Annotated in this window: 29 protein-coding genes and 2 tRNA genes; 26 read left to right on the top strand and 5 right to left on the bottom strand. The window is 63.5% G+C overall.

Translation table 11 applies throughout. From position 1 onward, the window contains the following. Positions 1 to 33 precede the first annotated feature (33 nt). From G539_RS23180 to G539_RS23150, 25 genes are all read left to right on the top strand, one after another. On the top strand, positions 34 to 408 hold the full coding sequence (locus G539_RS23180; RefSeq protein ID WP_051230968.1) for a hypothetical protein: 375 nt from the start codon (positions 34 to 36) through the stop codon (positions 406 to 408). Positions 409 to 438: 30 nt separating this feature from the next. After that, positions 439 to 1,263 (top strand): hypothetical protein, encoded by an 825-nt coding sequence (locus tag G539_RS0100935; protein WP_029073548.1) that lies wholly within the window; start codon positions 439 to 441, stop codon positions 1,261 to 1,263. Then, the gene (locus tag G539_RS0100930) at positions 1,263 to 1,532 is read left to right on the top strand and encodes a hypothetical protein (RefSeq protein ID WP_035829786.1); all 270 of its coding nucleotides are present in this window, start codon (positions 1,263 to 1,265) and stop codon (positions 1,530 to 1,532) included. Before G539_RS0100935 ends, G539_RS0100930 begins: the two co-directional genes overlap by 1 nt. Before the next feature lie 35 nt (positions 1,533 to 1,567). Next, positions 1,568 to 2,227, top strand: a complete 660-nt coding sequence (locus G539_RS0100925; protein WP_035829783.1) for a thermonuclease family protein — start codon at positions 1,568 to 1,570, stop codon at positions 2,225 to 2,227. Between the two features lie 51 nt (positions 2,228 to 2,278). Beyond that, the gene (locus G539_RS26470) at positions 2,279 to 3,076 is read left to right on the top strand and encodes a DUF3800 domain-containing protein (RefSeq protein ID WP_169516600.1); all 798 of its coding nucleotides are present in this window, start codon (positions 2,279 to 2,281) and stop codon (positions 3,074 to 3,076) included. A gap of 620 nt (positions 3,077 to 3,696) precedes the next feature. Further along, positions 3,697 to 4,098 (top strand): hypothetical protein, encoded by a 402-nt coding sequence (locus tag G539_RS0100915; protein ID WP_029073544.1) that lies wholly within the window; start codon positions 3,697 to 3,699, stop codon positions 4,096 to 4,098. Next, complete coding sequence (locus G539_RS0100910) at positions 4,098 to 4,316, top strand: hypothetical protein (protein WP_029073543.1); 219 nt, start codon at positions 4,098 to 4,100, stop codon at positions 4,314 to 4,316. The genes G539_RS0100915 and G539_RS0100910 overlap by 1 nt, the downstream gene beginning before the upstream one ends. Then, positions 4,316 to 4,486, top strand: coding sequence for a hypothetical protein (locus G539_RS27260; RefSeq protein WP_169516599.1), 171 nt, complete (start codon positions 4,316 to 4,318; stop codon positions 4,484 to 4,486). The genes G539_RS0100910 and G539_RS27260 overlap by 1 nt, the downstream gene beginning before the upstream one ends. Next, positions 4,483 to 4,887: a hypothetical protein gene (locus tag G539_RS0100900; RefSeq protein WP_029073542.1), complete on the top strand. Its 405-nt coding sequence runs from the start codon at positions 4,483 to 4,485 to the stop codon at positions 4,885 to 4,887. The genes G539_RS27260 and G539_RS0100900 overlap by 4 nt, the downstream gene beginning before the upstream one ends. Then, the gene (locus G539_RS26885; RefSeq protein WP_156911714.1) at positions 4,884 to 5,042 is read left to right on the top strand and encodes a hypothetical protein; all 159 of its coding nucleotides are present in this window, start codon (positions 4,884 to 4,886) and stop codon (positions 5,040 to 5,042) included. Before G539_RS0100900 ends, G539_RS26885 begins: the two co-directional genes overlap by 4 nt. A gap of 20 nt (positions 5,043 to 5,062) precedes the next feature. Further along, a complete protein-coding gene (locus tag G539_RS23175; protein WP_051230966.1) occupies positions 5,063 to 6,004 on the top strand; it encodes a PD-(D/E)XK nuclease-like domain-containing protein in 942 nt (313 codons plus the stop codon). Beyond that, a complete protein-coding gene (locus G539_RS0100885) occupies positions 6,001 to 6,204 on the top strand; it encodes a helix-turn-helix domain-containing protein (protein WP_029073541.1) in 204 nt (67 codons plus the stop codon). The genes G539_RS23175 and G539_RS0100885 overlap by 4 nt, the downstream gene beginning before the upstream one ends. Then, complete coding sequence (locus G539_RS25950) at positions 6,201 to 7,196, top strand: recombinase RecT (RefSeq protein ID WP_051230964.1); 996 nt, start codon at positions 6,201 to 6,203, stop codon at positions 7,194 to 7,196. Before G539_RS0100885 ends, G539_RS25950 begins: the two co-directional genes overlap by 4 nt. After that, on the top strand, positions 7,193 to 7,579 hold the full coding sequence (locus G539_RS0100875; protein WP_156911712.1) for an HNH endonuclease signature motif containing protein: 387 nt from the start codon (positions 7,193 to 7,195) through the stop codon (positions 7,577 to 7,579). The genes G539_RS25950 and G539_RS0100875 overlap by 4 nt, the downstream gene beginning before the upstream one ends. Then, positions 7,576 to 7,824, top strand: a complete 249-nt coding sequence (locus G539_RS23165) for a hypothetical protein (RefSeq protein ID WP_035829781.1) — start codon at positions 7,576 to 7,578, stop codon at positions 7,822 to 7,824. Before G539_RS0100875 ends, G539_RS23165 begins: the two co-directional genes overlap by 4 nt. Further along, on the top strand, positions 7,817 to 8,158 hold the full coding sequence (locus tag G539_RS23160) for a hypothetical protein (protein WP_156911710.1): 342 nt from the start codon (positions 7,817 to 7,819) through the stop codon (positions 8,156 to 8,158). Before G539_RS23165 ends, G539_RS23160 begins: the two co-directional genes overlap by 8 nt. A 100-nt stretch (positions 8,159 to 8,258) precedes the next feature. After that, complete coding sequence (locus G539_RS27475; RefSeq protein ID WP_245576776.1) at positions 8,259 to 8,858, top strand: hypothetical protein; 600 nt, start codon at positions 8,259 to 8,261, stop codon at positions 8,856 to 8,858. Further along, positions 8,858 to 9,913, top strand: coding sequence for a phosphoadenosine phosphosulfate reductase domain-containing protein (locus G539_RS0100850; protein ID WP_084639680.1), 1,056 nt, complete (start codon positions 8,858 to 8,860; stop codon positions 9,911 to 9,913). The genes G539_RS27475 and G539_RS0100850 overlap by 1 nt, the downstream gene beginning before the upstream one ends. 29 nt (positions 9,914 to 9,942) lie before the next feature. Continuing rightward, positions 9,943 to 11,373, top strand: coding sequence for a hypothetical protein (locus G539_RS0100845; RefSeq protein ID WP_029073538.1), 1,431 nt, complete (start codon positions 9,943 to 9,945; stop codon positions 11,371 to 11,373). Continuing rightward, positions 11,363 to 11,701 (top strand): hypothetical protein, encoded by a 339-nt coding sequence (locus tag G539_RS0100840; protein WP_156911708.1) that lies wholly within the window; start codon positions 11,363 to 11,365, stop codon positions 11,699 to 11,701. The genes G539_RS0100845 and G539_RS0100840 overlap by 11 nt, the downstream gene beginning before the upstream one ends. Further along, complete coding sequence (locus tag G539_RS0100835; RefSeq protein ID WP_029073536.1) at positions 11,698 to 11,952, top strand: hypothetical protein; 255 nt, start codon at positions 11,698 to 11,700, stop codon at positions 11,950 to 11,952. Before G539_RS0100840 ends, G539_RS0100835 begins: the two co-directional genes overlap by 4 nt. After that, positions 11,949 to 12,215 (top strand): hypothetical protein, encoded by a 267-nt coding sequence (locus G539_RS26880; RefSeq protein ID WP_156911706.1) that lies wholly within the window; start codon positions 11,949 to 11,951, stop codon positions 12,213 to 12,215. Before G539_RS0100835 ends, G539_RS26880 begins: the two co-directional genes overlap by 4 nt. 53 nt (positions 12,216 to 12,268) lie before the next feature. After that, positions 12,269 to 12,550, top strand: coding sequence for an SLOG family protein (locus G539_RS0100825; protein WP_245576775.1), 282 nt, complete (start codon positions 12,269 to 12,271; stop codon positions 12,548 to 12,550). Further along, positions 12,550 to 12,798 carry a helix-turn-helix transcriptional regulator gene (locus G539_RS0100820; protein ID WP_035829779.1) on the top strand — a complete coding sequence of 83 codons (249 nt, stop codon included), beginning with the start codon at positions 12,550 to 12,552 and terminating at the stop codon, positions 12,796 to 12,798. The genes G539_RS0100825 and G539_RS0100820 overlap by 1 nt, the downstream gene beginning before the upstream one ends. An 8-nt stretch (positions 12,799 to 12,806) precedes the next feature. After that, positions 12,807 to 13,844, top strand: coding sequence for a tyrosine-type recombinase/integrase (locus G539_RS23150; RefSeq protein WP_169516598.1), 1,038 nt, complete (start codon positions 12,807 to 12,809; stop codon positions 13,842 to 13,844). A gap of 47 nt (positions 13,845 to 13,891) precedes the next feature. Here the strand turns inward: G539_RS23150 and G539_RS0100810 are convergent. The 5 genes from G539_RS0100810 to G539_RS0100790 all read right to left on the bottom strand — a co-directional run bounded on the left by G539_RS0100810 (position 13,892) and on the right by G539_RS0100790 (position 15,590). After that, positions 13,892 to 13,968: transfer RNA gene (locus G539_RS0100810), tRNA-Arg, on the bottom strand. Between the two features lie 46 nt (positions 13,969 to 14,014). Beyond that, on the bottom strand, positions 14,015 to 14,320 hold the full coding sequence (locus G539_RS0100805) for an ETC complex I subunit (RefSeq protein ID WP_029073533.1): 306 nt from the start codon (positions 14,318 to 14,320) through the stop codon (positions 14,015 to 14,017). Positions 14,321 to 14,358: 38 nt separating this feature from the next. Continuing rightward, positions 14,359 to 14,435, bottom strand: a tRNA-Pro gene (locus G539_RS0100800). Positions 14,436 to 14,541: 106 nt separating this feature from the next. Continuing rightward, on the bottom strand, positions 14,542 to 15,009 hold the full coding sequence (locus tag G539_RS0100795) for a DUF192 domain-containing protein (RefSeq protein ID WP_051230957.1): 468 nt from the start codon (positions 15,007 to 15,009) through the stop codon (positions 14,542 to 14,544). Positions 15,010 to 15,011: 2 nt separating this feature from the next. Then, positions 15,012 to 15,590 (bottom strand): cold-shock protein, encoded by a 579-nt coding sequence (locus G539_RS0100790; protein ID WP_029073531.1) that lies wholly within the window; start codon positions 15,588 to 15,590, stop codon positions 15,012 to 15,014. Between the two features lie 294 nt (positions 15,591 to 15,884). Between G539_RS0100790 and G539_RS0100785 the strand changes: the two genes are divergently transcribed. Further along, a complete protein-coding gene (locus G539_RS0100785; protein WP_029073530.1) occupies positions 15,885 to 16,301 on the top strand; it encodes a VOC family protein in 417 nt (138 codons plus the stop codon). Positions 16,302 to 16,409 lie beyond the last annotated feature (108 nt).

Raw genomic sequence — 16,409 nt, 5'->3', positions numbered from 1 at the left:
GGCCCATGTGCCGCATTCTCTGGGGGGAGAAGAATGCTTCGTATCGTGCCCGCGGCAGTCGCCGCGGCTCTCTTGGTAGGGTGCCAGTCCGCCAGCAACCAAAACGCCGGCACGCCGATCACGCTATCCGATGCGGACAAGGCCGCTGTCGAGGCCAGCGTGCGCCTGCATATGAAAGACCCGTATTCGGCCGTTTTCGGCAACATGTTCGCGGTCCGTGACAGTAGCGGCGTGATGCACGTCTGCGGCTACGTGAATGGGAAGAACAGCTTCGGGGCCTATATCGGCGACCAACCATACCTCGTGTCAGGCGCGCCAGGAGCGTTCACCTTCGGCGGCGTCGGCGGGCAAGAGTCCGCAACGTTCCTCGTTCAGCAGTCGTGCTGGAACAAAGGCATCACAATCTGACCGCAACAAGGTCACATCCGGGGGGATGGAATGATGCGCAGATGGGCAATAGCCCTCGCCGTGGGGCTCGCGGTGCAGCCACTGGCGAGCCATAGCGGCGAGATCAAGCTCTATTTGGACGGGGCCGTCGGAGTGGCGACATCGCCAGAAGCGCAACATCACTACTTCGAAGAATGGGAGCGCTTGGGCACCATAGCGACAGGAAGCGTAGGAGCGACAATCCGAAACGATTTCGGCTCACACTTTATCGGGGCCAGTATCGCCGCCAGATTCGGCGAACAATCTTCAGACCAATCGTTCTCTTGGCCGAGCCTGACGGTCAGAGAGCCGCTTCCAGACGGCGTTGGCTTGGACAACTTCCGATCACAGAGTTTCTCGCATCAGCCCCTCGGCCAGTTCGATGTCCACTATGGCGTCAAGGCCGGGGACTATAACGTTGTCTTGGGCGGCGGCGTTTCAGTTGATCGGTACGAGCTTTCCTCCGTCATAGACAGCCGAGGCAGCATTTTTCATATCTACCAATCGAATGTACGCGGCATGGAAGCCTACGGCAGCGATGCGCGCTCAGAGGTGAGCATAGATTCGGTCCGAGTGTCGCCGCTGATTTTCACCTCAATCGAACGGAAGTTCGGCGAACGTTTCCTGGTCTCCCTTCGAGGCCAGATCGCGATGCAGAACGGAAGCATCTCAGGCTCGGAGATCGCGAGATGGTCGGCGGACAACTACATCCAGAAGGGCGGCGAGTTCCAATACGCGGGGACGCGGCCTGATGCGACCACTCTCCTGAATTCCGTCTCCGCCGAGATCCAACCCCAAGGCTCGCTGATGCTGGGCCTGAGCTTTCGGTTAAACTGATGACACCACCAGCCACTATCCACGTCGTCGTCGTCTTCAAGCGCCTCGACGATGACGAGGACACGATCGCCGCCGAGCCGCCGCAGCAGATGCCGACGGCCGCGCAGGCGACGCAGCGTGCGAAGATGCTGGCCACCAGCCACGCCGGCGCAATTGCCTGGTCGCGGACGCTCGATCCGGACACCGGCGACTATGGCGAGCCGGTCATTCTGGTGCGACTGGGGACGATCCCGGATTGGTTCGACGAGACGGGCGACGCCGGGGGCTGACGCGTCACAGGCGAAGGGTCGGGGGGACCTCAGGAATGCTCAGATCCATCGCCGCGGCGCTCGCCGCATGCGTCATCACCGCCGGCGCCGCCCTTGCGGCCGAAGTGCACGTCATCGACGGCGACACGCTGAAGGTCGACGGCAAGACTATCCGCATATTCGGCATCGATGCGCCCGAGGCCGGCCAAAGTTGCCGCAAGCCCGGCGGCGGAACTTGGCAGTGCGGCCAGGCGGCGATCCGCCAGATGGAGAAAGCCGTCGCCGAGGGCGATGTCACCTGCGACGATCGAGGGCTCGACGTCTACGGCCGCACTCTCGCGATCTGCAAAGTCGCCGGCCTCGATCTCGGCCGCCTGATGGTCAAGGAGGGAATGGCCTGGGCCTTCCGCCGCTATTCCGAGGACTATGTCGACGCCGAGGACGAGGCGCGCGCCGCGGCGGTCGGTGTATGGGAGCAGGAGACCGAGGCGCCCTGGGAGTTCCGTCAGAACCGCTGGGACGTCGCTGCTCAGCAGGCCCCGGAAGGCTGCCCGATCAAGGGCAACATCAACCGCAAGGGCGAGCGGATCTACCATGCGCCGTGGTCGCCTTGGTACAGCCGGACCAAGGTCAGCGTCGAAAACGGCGAACGGTGGTTCTGCGACGAGGGCGAGGCGATCAAGGCTGGCTGGCGCGCGCCGTACTGGGGACGGTGAAGCAAGATCTACCGCGGGCCACATTCATAAACACTAGGAGCGCCTCTGAGCGTGAGCAGGTACATTGCGTACATTGACGAGGCAGGAGACGAAGGTTTCGGCAAACTCGCTTCCGGAGCAGTGGGAGGACAATCTCGCTGGCTGGTACTCGGCGCCTGCATCGTCTCGGCAGAGAACGACGTCCTCATGGCGGGCTGGAAAGACGCAATTGTCGGGCGCTTTCCCGCCAAGAAGTCCAGAGACCTGCATTTCCGTGAACTCAAGCACGACCAAAAGGTCGTTGTATGCCAAGAAATCGCGAAACTCCTTGTAGGAGTATGCGTCACGCTATCGCACAAGGTTACAATTGCGGGCACCAAGTATGAGGATACGTTCAAAAAGAAGGGATATTTATACAACTATCTGATTAGGTGGCTTCTTGAGAGAGTCACTCAAGCCTGTCACAAAGCATCCCCAGACGGATGCTCGCTTCGCGTTATTTTCTCCCGGCGCGGCGGAACAAATTACCAAAGCATGATCGACTATCTGCAATTGATGAGGGACGGTCGCGAGGTAATGCGGCCCGTCAGATCCATCGTCTGGAATGTGCTTGATATCGACAACATTGCAGTCGAGAATCACAGCAAGTGGGCAGGTCTGCAAATTGCCGATTGCGTCACCAGCGCCTTCTTTTCTGCAGTCGAGCCAAATCTCTACGGCAACTACGAGCCGGCCTACGGGAGGCTTCTTCGTGAGAAGCTGCTGAAGCGAAATGGCATCATACTAGACTGCGGCGTAACGCCGGTCCCTAGTATGCAGAAATGCGCTGCTGACGACAGACAGTACGCATTTTTCGATGAGCATCGCTGAAAACGAATGGGCAGGCCCCCGGCTCCTGATTCACACCGCAAAGGGTGCTGCCGCCCCGTAGGGCAACTCGGAGTGGTTCCGGCGCCTGCCTGCTCGAAGTAAACATAATCGAAACACAGCGATTTTCAACCAATTCCAGCTATCTTCAGCCAGTTCCAGCTAGATACAGCCGACGTGGACAGAAGCCCCGCGCCGACAAAACACGGCTCGCGCTCGCGGTGCATATCCTGCTGAGACAGAGCCAGATCTAAGTGTTGGATTGAATTTCAAGAACCCGATCTAAGGGAGGGAGCAGGCAAAGACCCCCTACCCCCGTGACCGAAGCCACGCGGGAGGGAATCGATGCCGGCGACAAGAACCGTCACGTCGGTCGGTCGCATACGGCAGGACAGCCTCTCGGCCTGCCCGTCCTCAGTTTCCTCAGCCGCACCGTAGGACTTTCGACCCCCGCGCGATCCGCCCTCGCTGAGTGAGCCTCGTCGATTCCTCGACACGGCCAGGGCGGCGGATGGGCTATGTCTCGCGCAAATCTAAATTTGCGTCAATCGCAATTTTCCGATTGACAGCAATTTGCGATTGTCGCAATCTTCTCTCATCGAAGCACGGTGAGGGCACCCACCATGAGCAACACGCTCTACATGCTGATCTGCGAGAACGACGAGACGCTTCGGCTCTGCGCCGGCCGGTCGGTCGAGGGTTCCGAACAGGATGGAATGACGTCGGCCCGGCGCGCGGCCGAGGTGATCGTTCGCGGTCTCTACAACGCCGACCGCGTTGTCGAAGTGTGGCGGGTCGACTTGTCGGACCGCACCACGCTCGACGTCACCCGCGAGGTCGCAGAGCACATCCAGACGCTGATCGGGCGGTATCTGCGAGACGAGCGCGAGGACCACGAGGCGGCGATCGCCTTCGTCGAGACCGCGCTCGGCGTGACGCTCGACGGCGACCGCTGGGTGCCGGATGACGTCGCCGGCGATTGGACCCGCCCGTATGGCGCCGAGTGCACGCAGGTGGCCGCGTGATGGCCGCCTCCCGCAAGCGCCAAGTCGAGTTCATGCGTTCGTTCGGCGATAGCGCGCTGACCGACGCCGTTGCCGCGATGATCCGCCGGCACGGCCCGGACTGGCTCACCGACGAGCAGCTTTCCGAGGTGGTGTCCAAACAGGTTGCCGACGCCCGCTGGACCGCCCGGAACACCCGACGCAACCGGCGCATCGCCTCTGATCGAAAGGCCGCGTGATGGCAGTCATTCCCAAGGATCATCGTGTTCCGGTGATGATGACTGAAGCCGAAGTGCAGGCAATCGATGACTGGCGGTTTAAGTCGCGCGTTGCGACGAGGGCCGAGGCGATTCGGCGATTGGTTGAGCTCGGCCTCACCGTCGGCGCCCCGGTGGAGGAATCGCGATGAGCCCTCTGCCCGGCACACACACCATTCTCGCCGCTCTCACCCGCGACGCCGGCGTTTCGCACGAGGTTCTGCGCACCAGGACCAAGCCGCCCGTCGGCACCACCGGAGACGAGAGCGCAGACGCCTACCTCGCCGGCATCTTCGCGATGATTTGCGTCATGGAGGGTCAGGCCGGCGATCGCGCCAAGCAGGTCCGGTTCGTCCAGCGAGCAATCGAGATCCAGGAGGACTGGATCGACAGGCTGCAGGAGCAGGGCAAGCGCGGAGTGGTCGACCTGCCCGCCCAGCGGACCAGCTCCCTCTCGCTCGGCCGCCTGCAGGCTTGGCTCGCTGAACTCCGCGGCGACAGCCTCGAACTGCTCGGCCAGGACATCGTCGAAGGAAGGCGCGCCACCGCATGACGTTCTCCAAGGGCGACATCGCGATCTACCTGATCGTCGGCCTCGGCCTCTTCACCGTCCTGACGGGCTTCGTCTTCGCCATGCTCACCGACCGGCGGACCGACGAAGGCCCTTCCGAATTCACCGCGCACTGGCGCGACGACGAGCGGCGCTGACCGCTTCACGCGAGGCAATCATGCTGGAACAAGCGATCCCGGCGCCGGACGGCGTCATCACGTCTCCCGGCTGCTATGTCGACCTCGACATCGAGCGCTACCACGGCCAGTGCACCAACGGGCCGAGCATCAGCTCGAGCGGCCTGCGGACGATCTTCATCGATAGCCCGGCGCACTACTGGAAGTCGTCGGCCATCAATCCCAACCGCATACCCTATGTGCCGACCGAGCCCATGATCCTCGGCAAAGCAGCCCACCACCTTCTCTTGGGAGAGCGCGACTTCGGGCGCCTGTTCCTTGTGCGCCCTGCCAAAGCTCCAGATGGTAGGGATTGGAACGGCAACAACGCGTCTTGCCGGGCATGGCTCGCTGACCAGGCAGAAGCTGGACTGACCGTGCTCACGTCCGGTCAGATCGAAGCGATCCGAGGCATGCGCTCCTCGCTCCAGGCTCATCCCCTGATCGCCGGCGGCATCCTGGATGGTGCGATCGAGCACAGCATGATCTGGCAGGACGAGGAAACCGGAATCTGGCTCAAGGCTCGGCCGGACGCGATCCCAACGGCCTCCGGCGATTTCGCCGACCTCAAGACCGCCGCGAGCGTGGCGCCGGAAGACCTATCGCGCGCCGTATCCGACGGCCGGCTCGACATGCAGGCAGCCCTCGTGAAGTGGGGCGCCAAGGCGGTCCTCGGCATCGACATGAACGACTTCGCGCTCGTCTTCGTCGAGAAGGCGCCGCCACACTGCGTCGAGGTCCGCGTCATCCGCCAGGATCACATTGAGGAGGCTGAGGGCGACCTTCGTGCCGCGCTCCGCCTGTTTGCCAAGTGCCTGAAGACCAACACCTGGCCGGGCCCGGGCGGATCGATGTCCGACCTCGCCCCAATCGGCCTTTCCGACTTCGCCCGCCGCCGCGCCGCCGACCGCCGCGCCTTCATCCAGCAGGAAATCGCAGCATGACCAGCTCTGAGCAGAGGATCGACAAGGTAGCCCTCACGGTCGCCGAGTTCTGCCACGCGTACGGCCTCGGCAAGAGTCTGGCCTACGAAGAGATCGCCTCGGGGCGCCTCGGGGCGAGGAAGGCCGGGCGGCGGACGCTGATCCCCGTCCGAGACGCTGAAGCCTGGTTCCAAAGCCTACCGACGGGAGGTGCGAAGTGAGCAACGTCTCAACGCTTCCCAAGCGCTCCCTCGTCGATTCCATGGCCGCAAAGTACGACATGGAGCCGGCCGCCTTCGTGAGCGCCATCAAGGCCACCGTGATCAAGGGCGACTGCTCCAACGAACAGTTCGCGGCCTTTCTGATGGTCGCCAAGGAATACGACCTCAATCCGCTGACGAAGGAGATCTACGCCTTCCCGGACCGCGGCGGCATCACGCCGATCGTCTCCATCGACGGCTGGATGAACCTCATCAACTCGCACCCGCAATTCGATGGGATGGAGTTCGCCGACACGCACGGCGACGACGGCAAGCTCTACTCGGTCGAGTGCCGCATGTTCCGCAAGGACCGTGCCCGCCCGGTCTCGGTCATCGAATACATGAGCGAGTGCTCGCGCCAGACCGATCCCTGGAAGAAGTGGCCCAACCGGATGCTGCGCCATAAGGCGGCGATCCAGTGCGCCCGATATGCCTTCGGCTTCTCCGGCATCATGGAGCCGGACGAATACGAGCGGATGTTCGACGTGACGCCGCGCTCTTCCATGGCCGACCGGCTCGGCGGCGCGCGCCAGGCTGAGACCGGGTTCTCGTCCGCGAACGTCGAGGCCGAGATCGCCACCGCCACCACGACCGAACACACGGTCCCGCCCGCGACGACGGAGGCCGAACATCAATCCGAACCCGCCGAGCTCCCCCTGGTGCCCCTTGAGAGCTCGGCCGGCGTGGAAGAGGGGCCGGCCCAATCCCCCCGGGTCGGCCTCTCTTCCGATGATCGAGAACTGCTGCGCTTCTATGTCGAGGAACTGGACGCCGAGCGCGCCGACTTCGCGATCGAGGAAGTCCGGATCCGCTTCTGGAAGGGCAAGGCCGTCGAGAAGGGCTCGGCCATCGCCATCGCGGCCGGCGCCATCACCGACGCTCATCGCAAGCGGGTGAATGCCGAGATCACGATCGAGGAATGCGCGCGCCTCTGCCGGGAGGCTTGCCGATGAGCGGCGAGCGCAGGCGGCTGACCGTCACTGAGAAACTCGAGATCATGGCCCGCCAGGCTCGGTGCCCCCGCTGCCATGAAAAGCTTGGGCAATTGAAGGGCCTGGACTGGGACCATTCCACCCCGCTCGCTCTCGGAGGCGCCGACACTCCCGAGAACATCCAAGCGCTTCACCGCACCTGCCATCGGCAGAAGACGTCAGGCGCCGGCGGTGAGAGACGCGCGAGCGTCGCGGACGGCGATCAGCACAAGATCGGCAAGGCGCGCCGGCTCTCAGCCGCGCAGGCCGAGTTTCGGGCTCTGCTTCTAGCCAAGGAGCCCGGCATGCCGCGCGAGAAGAAGTCGCGCATCCCCAGCCGCCCGTTCAAACGGAGATCAGCATGAGCCAGCGCATCGAAGACGGCGGGCCGGTGCACCCTATCCCGTATGGCCATGACCGGAACTCCGGAATCACGCTTCGGGACTACCTAGCGGCTCAGGTGGTAGGGGCCGTCATCGCCTCGTTCGACAAGCACATGCCGAACGCCGCGTCGATCGAGAACTTCGCGGTCCACTCGTATCGCATCGCCGACGCCATGCTCTCCGCCCGCCAGAGGGGCGCCCAGACTGGGGGAGAGGCACATGAGTGAGCATAAGCACACGCCGGGCGTCTGGAGAGTCGTGGACCTTGGTGACCACTCCATCTCCTCTGACGCCCACTACATGGAAAGTATGGGGGTTGGCCTCAACGACGGCTACCCACTGGCAATCGTCATCAGCCGTCGAGCTGTGGCTTCAAGGATCGAAGCCAACGCTCGCCTGATCGCGGCAGCACCGGAGTTGCTGGCGGCGCTCACGGGCATGATCGACATGTACGTCGAACTCGTGGAGAGCGGGGACGCTGGGTTCTGGGATGCGGAGAAGGTGCGCGAGGTGATCGCCGCACGCGCCGCTATCGCCAAGGCCACGGGAGGCTCGTCATGAGCCTCCCCTCCCTCCGTTCGTACCTTCCTGAGCTTCCGGCTGCGCTTGTGTTCCTAGCCGCCCTGGCGCTTGCCGACTTCATGGGACGGGAGTTGTCGCCATGACCCCGACACCGAGTGAAGAGCGCGATGGGCTGGTGGAGCAGCTTGCCAATGGCGGGCATACGCCGGGCCCGTGGGGTTGGTTTGGCAATGCCAACAGCTATTCGCTCTATCTCGCCACGAGGCACAGCGGCCGTCGCTATGTGATGAGCTTCAGGCGATGGGGGATGCGCGGCGCGCAACCGGAGTTCCAACCGGCGCGCGGCGGGCTGGTCGACGCCTCCCGGCTGCTAGAGTTCGAGGTCGGCGACCGGGCGGTGCGCGGCGTCGAACAGGCAAAGGCCGATAGCAGCGTCTACCGCTATGACGTGCGCGGGATCGATTGCCCCGACGCTCGCCTGATTGCAGCAGCGCCCCAGCTCCTGGATATCGCCATCGCGCAAGCCGCCGAGATCACCCGCCTGCGCGCGGAGGTCGCCCGGAAGGATGAGGCGCTGGACGAGTGTCAGGCCGCTCTCGCAATGGTTATCGCGCCCGAGGCGATTAAGAACACCACGGTCGCGCATGCCTTCGCTACTGCGACGGCAGCTGAAGCAAAAGCCCGCGCAGCCAGGATGCCGGCAGAAGGCCGCGCCGCTCTCGAACAGGAGAGCGGGTGATGGCGGAATATCACCCCAATCCCCAGTATCGGCACGCTCGCCGCCTGCCGATCGGTCGCAACCATCCCCAGCCGTGGGAGCATGTCGTTTCGATCTCCGGCGGAAAGGACAGCACAGCGCTGTACCTGCTCGCCATTGAGCGCGGGATGCCGTTCACGGCCGTGTTCGCCGACACCGGACATGAGCACCCAGCAACCTATGAATATGTTGACCGCCTGGCGGATCTCGCCGGCGGCCCACCGATCCTGCGCGTGAAGGCCGATTTCACCGAGGCGATGGCGCGCAAGCGAGCGTTCATCCTGGGGAAATGGCCGGCGGCTGGCGTTCCCATGGAGCGCGTCGAGCGCGCGGCGGCGCTCATGGTGCCAACCGGTATTCCCTTCCTCGATCTGGTTATGGTCAAGGGTCGGTTCCCCGGCGCCAAGTCTCGCTTTTGCACCGACGAGCTGAAGATCGTTCCAATGTGGTACGGCGTCCAGAAGCCCATCCTCGCCGCCGGGCGGACCCTTGTGTCGTGGATGGGCGTTCGAGGCGAGGAGAGCCTTGCTCGACGCGACCTGTCGCGCTGGCAGCGCATGAACCCTGCCCCCTATTCACTGCGCAAAGGAGAGCGCGATCAGGCGCAGGGTTGGCGCGCCTATGCCTATCGCCCCATCCACGCCTGGAAGCGCGATGACGTATTCGCCATGCATGACCGGCATGGTATTGCGCCGAACCCCCTCTATGCACAGGGCGCGGATCGCGTCGGTTGCTGGCCCTGCATCTTCGCCAAGAAGGACGAGCTGCGGCTGATAGGCCGGATCGACCCCGCCGTGATCGAGCGCGTCGAGGAATGGGAAACTATCGCCGGCGATGTCTCGAAACGCGGCGAAGCTACGTTCTTCTGCGTGACAGACGATCCTCTCTACGAGCACGGCACAAAGGTCGAGCGCGGCCAGCACGGCATTCGATCCAAGATGCAATGGGCGATGACCGCCCACGGCGGCCGTCAATACGACCTCATGGCCCGCTTCGAGGCCGGCGCCTCTTGCTCTGAAATCGGAGCGTGCGAATGACTGCCCCTCCCTCTCCCCGGAGCAATGACATGACCAGCGAAGTGAAGCTTGAGCCGACAGCCGAGGAAGTCGAGCGGGTGGCGAACGCCATCAACGATGCTGATGTCGGCTACCGAATGACGCTGATCCGTCTGGTCGACGGCATCTACACCTACGAGCTGGTCTACGATGGCGAGGCCGCCATCGAGTTCGACAACACCGACGACCTCTATGAGCACGTCGGGGCTCGCAAGCGCGAGGCAATGGCCCGCGCCGCGATCCTCGCCATGGACCGCCGCGCCTCCCCGGCCGCTGAGCCGGTCGAGTGGCAGCATCATATCCGCGTGTCGCGGATGGACGGTGGAAAGCAGCAGGTGCCGTTCGAATGGACGGACTGGACGGAGTGGCGCGAAGGCAAGTTCGGCAGCCCAGGCCTTGCCGGCGACGACGGACTGCAATTTGAAGAGCGTCCCCTCTACGCCTCCCCGCCCGCGCCAGCCGTGGCGGTCAAGCCGATCGTCTCAACGGAGATGGTCAATGCGGCGTGGAACAAGGCCAAAGACTTTGGCTTAAGCGGCTCGCCTACGGACTTCCGTCGCGTGCTCGAAGAGGCTCTAGCTCTGGTCGAGCCCGCGCCAGCCGTGGCGGTGCCCGTGGCGTGGATGAACGCTGATCATATTCGCGCATATCAGGATGGATTGGGCGAAGGTATCGCATGGGCATCGCCAGAGCCGACTGACTTCTACACTGTGCCGCTCGCCCTCGCCGCCGCGCTGCGCCTCGCCGACGAGCCGTTCGGGTACTGGTGTGAGCAAAAGTATGCTGAACCGACGCTTATCCGGCCACCAGCATATATTCCCGCGCCCGGGCCTAACGTGAAAGTGACGCCCCTATACGCCTCCGCGCCGCCGACAGAAGTGGTCAATTGGAGCGACAATGTTTGTGACAATACCGACGATGCGCCTTACCTGAAGGTGCTCGGGGCGCTACGTCACTGCGCCCTGCATTGGGTGCCGGAAGCGCGAATAGTTGGGAACATCCGGGCCGGTGACATCGTCCGCGCCCTTGATAGTATCGCCTCCCCGCCCGCGCCAGCCGTGGCGGTGCCGGAGGGGTGGCGGGAAGCTTTCGCCGCAATCGTTCAGCGTGTGAAGGACAAGGGTCTGCGCATCGAACGCGAAGCCAATGCGCTTCAGGATGTCGGCGCGTCGCTCGAAGCTAAGATCCGCATCAAGGTTGCCGACGAGTTTATGGCCATGCTCGCCGCCGCGCCTCCGCCTCCCGCAACCCGGAGCTATGAGGAGGGGATCGAGGCGGCGGCGCGGATCGCGGACGAGAGCGCCAAGGAGACGGAGAGCGTTGTTGCGTCACAGGTCTTCGACAGCCCCGCTCGCCATTTTTGCAGCGGTCGAGCCAAAGAGGCGCGGCACCTGTCTACCGCCATCCGCTCTCTCGCCGATGAGCCCCGCCATGGGGAATGAGGCTTGGGAGAAGGCCGTGGAGGCCGGGGCGCGGGCTGGATCACCTGCAGCGTTCGACGCCGAGAACTTCGTCGGCATCCCGCACCGGAGAGAAGTCGCCGAGCGTTTTGCTCGGGAGAGTGCGGAGCGGACCCTACGCGCCGCCTTCCCGATCCTGGCGGAGGAGTTTGCCCAGATCGCCGACGAACAGAACCATGCCGCCATCGCTGCGGGCATCGCCGCTCATTCCAAAGCCAATCAGCACTTCAACATCGGCCGGTCAGACGCAGCAATCGAAATCGCTAAGCGCCTCCGCGCCCACATCGAGCAGATGAGGGAGCCGTCATGAGCGAGTGGCAGAGCGTCGACCAAATCGAGAAGGAAGGCCAGATCTTGGCCACTACCCACTCCCTGCCGCTTCCGGGCTTCAAGACAAGGTGGTTTGAGCCTGCGGTCTACAAGTGGGACGCATACCGCAACTACTGGGTAAGCGAAGCCCGTGGCATTTGCATCCCCGCGAACATCGAAGGACGGTATCAGGGCATCCGAATCCCGCCCCTCCCCGCCCCGCCGGCTGTGGCAAGGGAGGAGGAGAGATGAGCATGGCCTATTTGCCGAGCTGGGCCTCCTTGTCTGCCTTGCGCTTCGCCTCGGCGATTAGCTCACTTGCACGGACGACCCGCGTGTTACCGTCGACCCAAGACGACTTAACCAAGCCGCCGTCGATGTTGTCTTTGTCAATTACTAACATGACCGATCCTTTGCGCATCATTGCGCAAAGCTTAAGTAATACCAGCTTCGGCTGCGTTCAAGGTGTTGACGAACCTGTCAGCGTGCTTTCTTGCCGAGGCAGAAATACATGATAGTCCTAGTATGCGGCGGTCGTGACTATTCGGACAAGGCCCGCCTGTGGTGGATGCTCGACAGCCTCGGGCCGCCAGAGGTTAGCGAAGTCATCAGCGGCATGGCGACCGGCGCCGATACCCTCGCGGCCGAATGGGCGGAGCGCTTCGGATTTCCGCTGCGCAAGTTCCCGGCCGACTGGAAAGCTCACGGCCGCGCCGCCGGCCCTATCCGCAATCAGCGCATGATCGATGAGGGCAGGCCGGATCTGGTCATCGCCTTCCCCGGAGGCCGAGGCACTGCCGACATGGTGCGGCGGGCCAAGGCGGCCGGCATTGAAGTCAGGGAGATGTGATGAGCACTAGCCGCAAGAGCATCCTTGCCGGGCTCCCGGTCGTGCTCGGTCTTGGCGAGACAGAAGCCGCAGCCGCAATCGGTGTGTCGGCGACGACTTTCCGAGCCCTCGTCCAGTCGCGCGTCATGCCCCAGCCGAGACGCATCCAAAGCCGATTCGTCTATGACATTGACGAACTGCGGGCGGCGTTCAAATCTCTGCCTCACAAGGAAGAGGTAGAGGTCGACACATGGGCCGACATCCAGTGACCATGGACTTGAAGCACATCGACCGCTTCAAGGATCGGCACGGCCGGATGCGCTACTACTACCGTGCGCCAGGATGCCAGCGCATCCCGCTGCCCGACATCGGGGCGCCGGATTTTCTGGACGCCTACGCCAAGGCCGCAGCAGCGGCAGCCCCGAAGGCGAAGCCCGCAAAGAATCGCGGAGAGGAAGGCACCTTTGCCCGGCTGGCGCATGACTATTACGTCTCGACCGACTTCCTCGCATTGAAGCCGTCAACGCGCGCCAAGAACCGAGGACTGATCGACCGGTTCTGCGAGGAACACGGCCACCGCCTCGTCAAGCAGATGACCCGCCAACATGTCACGATGATCGTGGGCAGGAAAGCGGCCACCCCGGCGGGCGCGAACAACCTGCTCAAGATAGTCCGGATGCTGATCCGCTTCTCGATTGCGAACGGTTGGCGGCCAGACGACCCCACAAGCGGCATCAAGAAGTTCGCCGAGGGCACCTATCACACCTGGACAGAGGAAGAGATTGCGCAGTTCGAGACGCGATGGCCGCTAGGGTCTCGCGAGCGGACCGCCTTCGCGCTGCACCTCTTCACTGGCCAGAGGCGCCACGATGTCTGCTCTATGACGTGGAGGGACTATGAGCCGGCGACAGGCCGAATCGACGTCATCCAGGAGAAGACCGGGGCCAAGCTCTCCATCCCAGTGCATCGTTCGCTGCGAGCCGCGTTGGATGCATGGCCCAGAACTCACGTAATGATCCTGACCACCTCGTTCGGGAAGCCCTTCGCGGTGGCCGGCTATGGCAACTATATGGCCGATTCCATCGAAGGCGCAGGGCTGCCGGATCGGTGCGTGCTTCATGGTCTCAGGAAAGCAGCGGCGCGCCGGATGGCCGAGGCTGGCTGCTCGGCGAATCAGATCATGTCGATAACCGGCCACTCGTCTATGGATGAGGTTGAGCGCTACACCCGAATGGCCGCGCAAAAGCGGCTTTCGAGCGCCGCCGTGACGCTCGTCGAAGAACATTTCGGGGCCAAAGATTCCCAACCCCAATAAAGTTTGGGAATTTTAGACCAATGATTTCAATATCTTAGATTGATGATTGGCGACCCCGGCAGGGCTCGAACCTGCGACCTGCCGCTTAGAAGGCGGCTGCTCTATCCAGCTGAGCTACGGGGCCAAACCGTCAACACGCCGCGACGGTCGCAGGGGCGCGAGAGCGACGACTAGTGCGTCCAGGCCTGCGCGCGACCGAAGCGGAAATTGTCCGAATAGGAGATCTTCTTGCGCGTGTCGTCCTGCGCCGTGAAGAGCTGGTACGGGATCCCGTACTTCTCGGCGTAGGCGATCGCCTCTTCCTGCGTATCGAAGTAGAGCTTGATCTGGCGCTTCATATCCGTCGAGGACGTATAGCCCATGAGCGGCTCGACCGAGACCGGAACCTCCGGCTCGTAGGTCAGCATCCAACGCTCGGTCTTGGCCTTGCCGGACTGCATGGCATTGCGGCTTGGCCGGAAGATACGCGCAACCATCGTCGGATCGCCTCCAATCAAAACATCCGTCGTGCGAGTGGTCGGGGCAGCAAGATTCGAACTTGCGACCCTCTGGTCCCAAACCAGATGCGCTACCAGGCTGCGCTATGCCCCGACATTCGCGACATGGGTGGATTACACGTTCGGCCCCACGTCTTCAAGGCGTAGAGCAGCGACAAATCGGGACCTCAACAGCGGAACACCGGCCGGCCCCGGCGGGTTCAGGGCGGCGGAATCCGAAACCGGTCGCCGGGACGCAGGCCGATGCGCTTCGCGCCGCCCGCGACGAGTTCCAGAACATAGCGGACCGGCTCGCCGCCCGGGATGACATCTTCCGAAAACGGGGTCGTCCCATGCGCGATGCGCGTCGTCCGGCCATCCGCCTTGATGAAGATCATGTCGAGGGACAGCGGCGTGTCCTTCATCCAGAAATAGACCGGCTGCTCGCTGCCGAAATCGAACAGCATGCCGTGCCCGTCCGCCATGCGCTCGCGCCCCATCAGGCCCTGCGCCCGCTCGGACGGGGTCCTGGCCCATTCGATGGTGAGCGTGTGGGTACCGGATCGTGTCGCCACCGACACGGTCGGCCGGTCGGCCGCCCGGACGGCAACGCCCGTCGCAAGGACCAGCCAAGCGATCGAAAGCAGACCGAACCAGAGGGAACCGCGCAGTCGGGACGGCGCCGTCACGGTCAGTGCGACGACGTGCCGGGCGATCCGCCATCCGGGCGGATCTCGGCGGCCATCAGGCCCTTGTCGCCATCGCCGAAGCGGACGAGCACCGTCTGGCCGGGCCGCAGCTCCGTCAGCCCGTAGCGGCGCAGCGTCTCCATGTGAACGAAGATGTCCTCGGTCCCCTCGCCGCGGGTCACGAAGCCGTAGCCCTTCACGCGGTTGAACCATTTGACGATGCAGCGCTCGAGCCCGCTTGTCGGCACGATGACCGTATGGGTACGCGGCGGACCGGCCTGGGCGGGATGGATAGCCGTCGAATCATCCATGCTGATGACCCGGAAAGCCTGCAGCCCGCGCTGGCCCTTCACGACCTCGCAAACGATACGGGAGCCTTCGTAAGCGGTCTGGAATCCGTCACGGCGCAGGCAGGTCACGTGCAAAAGGATATCCGGCGAACCATCGTCGGGCAGGATGAAGCCATACCCCTTCGAAGCGTCGAACCACTTGATCGAACCGACCACCTCGAACAGATCCAGCCCGCCCTCTTCCTCCGGCCTTGCGGCCGAGGATGGTTCAGCGCTGTTCTTGGAACCCATATCGCCGGCCCCCGGATAGGCCCTTACTCAGGCCGAATGCACCTATGTCGACTGCGTGGCGCCGTTGCAGGAACTCGATCGCCGTCGATTCTTAAGAGAACAATAACATCGGACGTAGCCGTGACCAGTGACTTCCTGGCCACAACCGTGGATTTCCGTCACGGCCCGCGCGGCCCGATCCGGGTTCCCGTTTTCCGATGCCATCGCTATGGTGGTGGGGCCATTCATCGGCGCGGGTCAGCCCCGCCGCCCGAGGAAACCGACCATGCCATTTTGGGAAAGGGAAAACGCCCCATGAAGTATCTTCACACGATGGTCCGGGTCACCGACGTCGACAAGTCGATCGCGTTCTACAATCTCCTTGGCCTCAGGGAAGTGCGCCGCATCGAGAACGAGAAGGGTCGCTTCACGCTGATCTTCCTCGCGGCGCCCGGCGACGAGGACGCCCAGGTCGAGCTGACCTTCAACTGGGATCCCGAGGTCTATGGCGAAGGCCGCAATTTCGGTCACCTCGCCTATCGCGTCGATGACATCTACGCGCTCTGCGACAAGCTGCAGAAGGGCGGCGTCACCATCAACCGCCCGCCGCGCGACGGCCACATGGCCTTCATCCGCTCGCCCGACAACATCTCGGTCGAGCTGATTCAGGCCGGCGATCCGCTGCCGCCGCAGGAGCCCTGGGCCTCGATGCCGAACACCGGCAAGTGGTAAAAGCCAGCAATTCCGTGCCGCCTCAGCCCTGAGGCGGCACATCTATCCACAGACCGAAAACACGATGCGCGAACGGTCTTGTCACTCCGGGGCTTCGCCTCTATAAAC

The sequence above is a fragment of the Kaistia adipata DSM 17808 genome (genome assembly GCF_000423225.1).
In the GTDB taxonomy this organism is placed as follows: Bacteria; Pseudomonadota; Alphaproteobacteria; order Rhizobiales; family Kaistiaceae; genus Kaistia; species Kaistia adipata.
The sequence above is the reverse complement of the archived record's forward strand: the minus strand, read 5'-3'. Positions and strand labels throughout refer to the sequence as shown.

What these genes read in the sequence shown, in the direction of transcription:
- G539_RS23180 (WP_051230968.1), top strand. Translation starts at nt 34, where the DNA reads ATGCTTCGTATCGTGCCCGCGGCAGTCGCCGCGGCTCTCTTGGTAGGG.
- G539_RS0100935 (WP_029073548.1), top strand. Translation starts at nt 439, where the DNA reads ATGATGCGCAGATGGGCAATAGCCCTCGCCGTGGGGCTCGCGGTGCAG.
- G539_RS0100930 (WP_035829786.1), top strand. Translation starts at nt 1,263, where the DNA reads ATGACACCACCAGCCACTATCCACGTCGTCGTCGTCTTCAAGCGCCTC.
- G539_RS0100925 (WP_035829783.1), top strand. Translation starts at nt 1,568, where the DNA reads ATGCTCAGATCCATCGCCGCGGCGCTCGCCGCATGCGTCATCACCGCC.
- G539_RS0100915 (WP_029073544.1), top strand. Translation starts at nt 3,697, where the DNA reads ATGAGCAACACGCTCTACATGCTGATCTGCGAGAACGACGAGACGCTT.
- G539_RS0100910 (WP_029073543.1), top strand. Translation starts at nt 4,098, where the DNA reads ATGGCCGCCTCCCGCAAGCGCCAAGTCGAGTTCATGCGTTCGTTCGGC.
- G539_RS27260 (WP_169516599.1), top strand. Translation starts at nt 4,316, where the DNA reads ATGGCAGTCATTCCCAAGGATCATCGTGTTCCGGTGATGATGACTGAA.
- G539_RS0100900 (WP_029073542.1), top strand. Translation starts at nt 4,483, where the DNA reads ATGAGCCCTCTGCCCGGCACACACACCATTCTCGCCGCTCTCACCCGC.
- G539_RS26885 (WP_156911714.1), top strand. Translation starts at nt 4,884, where the DNA reads ATGACGTTCTCCAAGGGCGACATCGCGATCTACCTGATCGTCGGCCTC.
- G539_RS23175 (WP_051230966.1), top strand. Translation starts at nt 5,063, where the DNA reads ATGCTGGAACAAGCGATCCCGGCGCCGGACGGCGTCATCACGTCTCCC.
- G539_RS0100885 (WP_029073541.1), top strand. Translation starts at nt 6,001, where the DNA reads ATGACCAGCTCTGAGCAGAGGATCGACAAGGTAGCCCTCACGGTCGCC.
- G539_RS0100875 (WP_156911712.1), top strand. Translation starts at nt 7,193, where the DNA reads ATGAGCGGCGAGCGCAGGCGGCTGACCGTCACTGAGAAACTCGAGATC.
- G539_RS23165 (WP_035829781.1), top strand. Translation starts at nt 7,576, where the DNA reads ATGAGCCAGCGCATCGAAGACGGCGGGCCGGTGCACCCTATCCCGTAT.
- G539_RS23160 (WP_156911710.1), top strand. Translation starts at nt 7,817, where the DNA reads ATGAGTGAGCATAAGCACACGCCGGGCGTCTGGAGAGTCGTGGACCTT.
- G539_RS27475 (WP_245576776.1), top strand. Translation starts at nt 8,259, where the DNA reads ATGACCCCGACACCGAGTGAAGAGCGCGATGGGCTGGTGGAGCAGCTT.
- G539_RS0100850 (WP_084639680.1), top strand. Translation starts at nt 8,858, where the DNA reads ATGGCGGAATATCACCCCAATCCCCAGTATCGGCACGCTCGCCGCCTG.
- G539_RS0100845 (WP_029073538.1), top strand. Translation starts at nt 9,943, where the DNA reads ATGACCAGCGAAGTGAAGCTTGAGCCGACAGCCGAGGAAGTCGAGCGG.
- G539_RS0100840 (WP_156911708.1), top strand. Translation starts at nt 11,363, where the DNA reads ATGGGGAATGAGGCTTGGGAGAAGGCCGTGGAGGCCGGGGCGCGGGCT.
- G539_RS0100835 (WP_029073536.1), top strand. Translation starts at nt 11,698, where the DNA reads ATGAGCGAGTGGCAGAGCGTCGACCAAATCGAGAAGGAAGGCCAGATC.
- G539_RS26880 (WP_156911706.1), top strand. Translation starts at nt 11,949, where the DNA reads ATGAGCATGGCCTATTTGCCGAGCTGGGCCTCCTTGTCTGCCTTGCGC.
- G539_RS0100825 (WP_245576775.1), top strand. Translation starts at nt 12,269, where the DNA reads ATGCTCGACAGCCTCGGGCCGCCAGAGGTTAGCGAAGTCATCAGCGGC.
- G539_RS0100820 (WP_035829779.1), top strand. Translation starts at nt 12,550, where the DNA reads ATGAGCACTAGCCGCAAGAGCATCCTTGCCGGGCTCCCGGTCGTGCTC.
- G539_RS0100805 (WP_029073533.1), bottom strand. Translation starts at nt 14,320, where the DNA reads ATGGTTGCGCGTATCTTCCGGCCAAGCCGCAATGCCATGCAGTCCGGC.
- G539_RS0100790 (WP_029073531.1), bottom strand. Translation starts at nt 15,590, where the DNA reads ATGGGTTCCAAGAACAGCGCTGAACCATCCTCGGCCGCAAGGCCGGAG.
- G539_RS0100785 (WP_029073530.1), top strand. Translation starts at nt 15,885, where the DNA reads ATGAAGTATCTTCACACGATGGTCCGGGTCACCGACGTCGACAAGTCG.